Source organism: Mucilaginibacter sp., from assembly GCF_036383575.1.
Lineage (GTDB): Bacteria > Bacteroidota > Bacteroidia > Sphingobacteriales > Sphingobacteriaceae > Mucilaginibacter.
Genome location: NZ_DASVOB010000274.1, coordinates 1 through 4,513 on the forward strand (window position 1 = coordinate 1; position 4,513 = coordinate 4,513).

Here is a 4,513-nt window from a genome sequence, read left to right on the forward strand (position 1 = left end):
CTGCCATTAAGTACCAACCAATCATACGACCAAAAGGCCAATACATTATCCGAACTTTCAGGGAACCTAAAGTATTTACGCACATCAACCATTAATGAGCGCCAGGCGGTTGTACTTCCTAAAAATGTATAATTATCCCGGTACTGTAAAGAAGTGTAAAATCCGCGCGATGCGTTGATAGGGTTATCACGGCTGTCATACAAGCCGCTAAAGGTTATCCCTGTTGATATAGCGCGACTAACGGGGCCGTATCGCTCATAATCAGACGTTTTTCCATTTAGCTGTCCCTTCTCGTACATATTCCACCTGTCGTCAAAAATATAGCCCAAACCGGCATAAAAATTACCGGCTATATTGCGCAAAACAGTTTCATGAAAACGAAAAAAACTATAAACCAACGGATTTTCATTATCCCTGTCAGAATTACTGCCTAAGCCAAAGCTACTCTGCGGATATTTGTAAAACCTGAAATCGCCAATAAAATCATACTTGTTATTTTCCGACCAGATATTTGATTGTATAGGGATTATCACCTGCTTATTTTGAGTATAGGCAGGGTTTACCGTTATGGTGGAGATCCGCGTATCAGGTGCTAACCTGAAGATCACATTACCTGATATAGTACCGGCCAGTCCTGTTTGTAAAGTATATCCCACAGCCGGGATAATTGATATTACAGGTTTTGAAGTTACAGAATCAACCTTACCGGGTTTCTTACTTTCGCCAAAAACAGATCCAATAACGTCAAAAATATCTTTTTCAAAGGTAGTATCAGGATGGGTAACCAGTACGGTATCTTTATATTTGGTATGTCCTATTGGTATGTACCTTTTATCCTGGGCATGTACGCTAATACCTATAAGTAAGCCTGCAAAAATTAAAATGCCTGTTTTATTAATACCCATTATAATTATTCGATGCAGGAAACGTAAAGGTTAACCCTGCAATTATAAAATAATTATTTAAGTTATTTGTTTGAATCAGGTTTTATTGAGCTTTAAGCCTCGGATCAAAAGTAAACTTGCTTACACTACTGATAGTTATTTTGTTGTAATCGGGATGGGCGGGATTAAACAGGTAATTATATTCAAGATCAATAATTGCCGATGGCACTTTCAAAACAGGAGTTTCCATTTTACGAAGCCATGTATCACCAAGTAATTGAGTAACCGGATAGTTGATCACCTTGTGCCAGTTGGCGTTAAGTTTTTGGAGTTTACTTACAGTGATTTCAAAAACGGGCAGGTTATCTGGTATCTGGAATATAATAACAGAAAAATCCCCGGCGTACAAGGCTGTACCTGGCGAATGTGCCAGTTTTTCAAGACATGAAAGCGCTAACGAACCGCCTGTATAAATCATATATTGCCCCAATGAATTCCAACGCCCATCAATTCCTGAGCCCTTACGGTCATGAGCATATTTGGTTTGACTTATCCGGTAAACGTTCAAAAGACAGGTGAGATAGATTAATAAACTATTTAGTGATCACAAAACAACCGCATCAAAAAAGCAATTGTTTTATGCAAGCACGCCGTAATCAATGCGGATAAGCTGGCTTATCACAATGCTAATGCCTGTTATGGTATCAAGCAGATCATAAGGCACAGCATCAATACCAGGATTATATTGTTTTAACCAGCCTTTAAACTGATCAAGGGCACCGAAGGTGTCAAGGCCTTTATCAAAAAGTTCAAACAGTTGAATGATATGCTCGCTAAGCCCCTGGTTTAACTCATGTGCGCTTTGCAAATGTTTGCGCAACGTAGGCTCGGTAATATGCAGCCATTTAGCAATATCGCTTTGAGTAGCCCCGGTTACCTTTAATAAATCAGTGATAGAGTTTGAGCGTAACCCTTGTTTAATAGCCCCAAGCTTAGCCAAAGGCGATTTAAAATAGGTTTCATAAGGCACCAGCAGATCATTAAATGCCTGCAAAGGCGCGTCAGTAAATACATACGGGCGGGATGCAGCCTGCTCCTGCCTGGCTTCAATAGCTGTACTACGTTTAATTGCTTTGCCCATATACAAATGTAAATATTTTCTATTAAAAAAGAAAATATTTACATTTTATTCATCTCTTACATCTCTCCCGCTTATCTATTCGGCTTGATTAAAATATTACCAATAAAATTAGCAATTGTAAAAAATATTTCCGACATTTGATTATTCTTTTATGCCAATCGGCATTTTAAACATAATGAAACCCGATATATCTTCCTGCAATAACGCCGCCCAGGTTAAGCGGCTAATTGAAAAATATTTCGACAATATAAAAGGTGAATATCACCATGAACAAAAACCTGTAAAAAACAGTAAAGACAATGCAGAAACTATTGAACACAAAATTTGGGACCGAGAACCCGAACCGGCAACCCTATCAGGACTGGCCCTTGCCCTTGGCTTTAGCAGTCGGCAGGAGTTTAACAATTATATACAGAACGGTAGGTTTGCACCAGCTGTTAAACAAGGGATCTTACGTGTAGAAGCCTGTTATGAAGCTCATTTGCATCAAAATACAACGGGAGCAATGTTCGCGTTAAAAAATATGGGATGGAACGAAAAATACGAGCCATCACCAACCAACACCGAAGCCGGGAACATATTAAATGTAAAGCTCTTCAATTCAGGCCCTCCCCCTGCCGACAGCGAAAAAGATGTACAACTATAACACAGGTGCCCCTTGTACACTTGGGCTACCGGATTAACAATAAATAACAATGACCAATGAAGAAACAAGCCCCGATACTACATCAAAGGAGCCTGAAGGCTTTCTGTGTTCTATCCTGTTCAAACAAAATTATCAGTCAACCGCGCATATAGTAATTAACCAGGGCGGCACCAGCAGCGGTAAAACATTTGCCATTGAGCAGGCGCTGTTTTGTATTGCAGGCGAAAGTCCAAAACAGGTAATAACCATAGTTGGGCAGGATATTCCTAACCTTAAAGCAGGTGCAATGCGCGATGCATTGAATATATTCAACTCATCGCCGATATTACAGGCAAAAATTAAAAACTACAATAAAAGCGACCGCATTTTCGAATTCCTGAACGGCAGTATAATCGAGTTTAAAAGTTATGACAACAGCCAGGACGCGAAATCCGGCAAGCGCGATTATCTGTTTATAAATGAAGCCAATGGTTTAACGTGGGATGTATACACAGAGCTGGCATTACGTACCAAAAAGCGCATTTTTATTGATTACAACCCTAATACAGGCTTTTGGGTGCATGAACACTTGATTGGCAAACCGGGTGTACAGCTCATCGTGTCTGACCATAGGCATAACCCATTTTTAGCTCCGGAAGTAAGAGATAAAATTGAAGCGCTAAAAACTGTTGACATTGAATTATGGAAGGTATATGCCCGTGGCTTAACCGGTAAAATAACAGGACTCATTTTCAATAACTGGTATATCTGTGAATCTATCCCGGCCGATGCGCATTTGATAGCCATGGGCCTCGATTTTGGTTTTACTAACGATGAAACCGGGTGCATTGAACTGTACCAGCAAAACGGGGAATTGTGGGCTAATGAGTTATTTTACGAAACAGGTTTAACCAATACGGATATATCCGCGAAGTTAAAAGAGGCGGGCGTAAGTCTTAACAACGAAATTATTGCTGATAGTGCCGAGCCAAAATCAATAGAAGAGTTGAAACGCCTCGGATGGCGCGTTACCCCTGCAAAAAAAGGTGCAGATAGTGTTAAAAATTCTATCGATATTCTTAAACGCTACAAAATAAATGTAACCCGCAACAGTGTAAACCTGCGCAACGAGCTTAACCGTTACAAATGGCGTGCAGATACAACAGGCAAAACCATTAATGAACCCGTTGATTCATGGAACCACCTAATAGATCCTTTAAGGTATATCGCTCTCAATAAATTAAAAATACATAATACCGGAAAACTTCAGTCACGCCTTCCGTACCGGCCAACTCATCAACAAACAAGCGCATTACACGGGCTGATCTAATATCGATAATTATTTACAAAACCTATACAGGCTTTATAGCTATGACAGAACGAATATTAAAAACCACCGAAGGCAAACTGCGGATCCAGATGCCAACGCAGTTAAATGAGGTAACCCTTGGCCAAATGATGGACTTACAGACTAAGCCGGACATAACAGACATCGAGGCTATCAGCATCCTTTCGGGCATACCAGTCACTGAGCTTCAGAACATTAAAAACTATGATGATCTGCACCTGTTTGGCGAAGCTGTACTTTCACTATCTTACCAGATCAAATACCTGTACAACAGTAATGAGATCCCGAAAGAAGTAATTTTCACAGTATCTGGAACCGATGGAACCTCCCCCCAAACAATAAGGGTAAAAGTAATGCAAAACCTTTCCGTTGAACCGGCCGGCGCGTTTATGGCTGCGCGTGACATCATAGCCGAAGAAATAAACACTCATATAAAAACACATGGTGAAGATGATTGGCAGGAACATTTTAATCCTTCATTAAACGCCTGCTGCCAGGTATTGGCGCAATACTTC

At 40.4% G+C, this 4,513-nt stretch carries 5 protein-coding genes and 1 pseudogene; 3 read left to right on the forward strand and 3 right to left on the reverse strand.

Features of this window, described 5'->3' with window-relative positions:
- From VF500_RS09640 to VF500_RS09650, 3 genes and pseudogenes are all read right to left on the reverse strand, one after another.
- Nucleotides 1-905: pseudogene (locus tag VF500_RS09640) on the reverse strand (hypothetical protein); the annotation flags it as partial.
- Nucleotides 906-987: 82 nt separating this feature from the next.
- On the reverse strand, nucleotides 988-1,452 hold the full coding sequence (locus VF500_RS09645; RefSeq protein ID WP_330859473.1) for an RES family NAD+ phosphorylase: 465 nt from the start codon (nucleotides 1,450-1,452) through the stop codon (nucleotides 988-990).
- 69 nt (nucleotides 1,453-1,521) lie between these two features.
- Nucleotides 1,522-2,025 carry an antitoxin Xre/MbcA/ParS toxin-binding domain-containing protein gene (locus VF500_RS09650; protein WP_330859474.1) on the reverse strand — a complete coding sequence of 168 codons (504 nt, stop codon included), beginning with the start codon at nucleotides 2,023-2,025 and terminating at the stop codon, nucleotides 1,522-1,524.
- Nucleotides 2,026-2,200: 175 nt separating this feature from the next.
- Here VF500_RS09650 and VF500_RS09655 point away from each other — a divergent pair, with 175 nt between their 5' ends.
- From VF500_RS09655 to VF500_RS09665, 3 genes are all read left to right on the forward strand, one after another.
- The gene (locus VF500_RS09655) at nucleotides 2,201-2,671 is read left to right on the forward strand and encodes a terminase small subunit (RefSeq protein ID WP_330859475.1); all 471 of its coding nucleotides are present in this window, start codon (nucleotides 2,201-2,203) and stop codon (nucleotides 2,669-2,671) included.
- Nucleotides 2,672-2,720: 49 nt separating this feature from the next.
- Nucleotides 2,721-3,980 carry a PBSX family phage terminase large subunit gene (locus VF500_RS09660; RefSeq protein ID WP_330859476.1) on the forward strand — a complete coding sequence of 420 codons (1,260 nt, stop codon included), beginning with the start codon at nucleotides 2,721-2,723 and terminating at the stop codon, nucleotides 3,978-3,980.
- 41 nt (nucleotides 3,981-4,021) lie between these two features.
- Nucleotides 4,022-4,513, forward strand: a 492-nt coding sequence (locus VF500_RS09665) for a hypothetical protein (protein ID WP_330859477.1), incomplete at its 3' end; no start/stop codon positions are given.

Excerpts from the sequence above, each read along its gene's own strand:
- VF500_RS09655 (WP_330859475.1), top strand. The coding sequence starts at position 2,201 with ATGAAACCCGATATATCTTCCTGCAATAACGCCGCCCAGGTTAAGCGG.
- VF500_RS09660 (WP_330859476.1), top strand. The coding sequence starts at position 2,721 with ATGACCAATGAAGAAACAAGCCCCGATACTACATCAAAGGAGCCTGAA.
- VF500_RS09650 (WP_330859474.1), bottom strand. The coding sequence starts at position 2,025 with ATGGGCAAAGCAATTAAACGTAGTACAGCTATTGAAGCCAGGCAGGAG.